The 244-nt window shown below is 39.8% G+C and carries 1 pseudogene; it reads right to left on the reverse strand.

What is annotated here, in order from left to right:
• Nucleotides 1-46: 46 nt before the first annotated feature.
• Nucleotides 47-232: pseudogene (locus Q4550_RS23865) on the reverse strand (excinuclease ABC subunit A); the annotation flags it as partial.
• Nucleotides 233-244 lie beyond the last annotated feature (12 nt).

Below are 244 nucleotides of genomic sequence, written 5' to 3' on the forward strand. Positions count from 1 at the left end.
GCTTTTTTCGCTCTTAATAAGTCAGTATCAGATCAACCATTTGTTAGATCGTCTGTGACTTAATTTCTACGCAATGACGTGTACAGACAGGGCGACCAATTCTTGCAAATAGAAGACTGAGGTAGTCATAAATCTCGGTTACCGTTCCGAATGTTGAACTAGGTTTAAGACACGTTGTCTTTTTATCAATGGAAATGGCGGGATACATACCTTCAATAGCATCTACATCCGGCTAATCCATTTG

The sequence above is a fragment of the Anaerobacillus sp. 1_MG-2023 genome, from assembly GCF_030547345.1.
GTDB classification, from domain to species: Bacteria; Bacillota; Bacilli; order Bacillales; family Guptibacillaceae; genus Guptibacillus; species Guptibacillus hwajinpoensis_B.